We start from the raw sequence: 217 nt of genomic DNA, 5'->3' as shown, positions 1-217 counted from the left end.
ATTCTTCAGCCTCTAGATCCATGAAATTTGATGGCATATACTTCAATAACAAGCTACATGCATTTGTGCTATATGAAACGGTTGATATGGCAGAGAAAGCTGTTGCAGAGCTAAATGATGAGGGCAACTGGAGGAGTGGTCTTCAAGTTCGTTCAATGCAAAAGTGCATGGCAAAACCCAATCTAGTAAGAGGGAAAAAGTGGCAAGATGGGCAAGG

Annotated in this window: 1 protein-coding gene; it reads left to right on the top strand. The window is 41.9% G+C overall.

Annotation, left to right across the window (positions count from 1 at the left end; translation table 11 throughout):
- Positions 1-20 precede the first annotated feature (20 nt).
- On the top strand, positions 21-217 hold a 197-nt coding region (locus tag C6N31_RS45030; protein ID WP_232486405.1), incomplete at its 3' end, for an RNA-binding protein.

Source organism: Streptomyces fildesensis (assembly GCF_016107395.1).
GTDB lineage: Bacteria > Actinomycetota > Actinomycetes > Streptomycetales > Streptomycetaceae > Actinacidiphila > Actinacidiphila fildesensis.
This window is presented reverse-complemented; position numbering and strand designations above follow the sequence as displayed.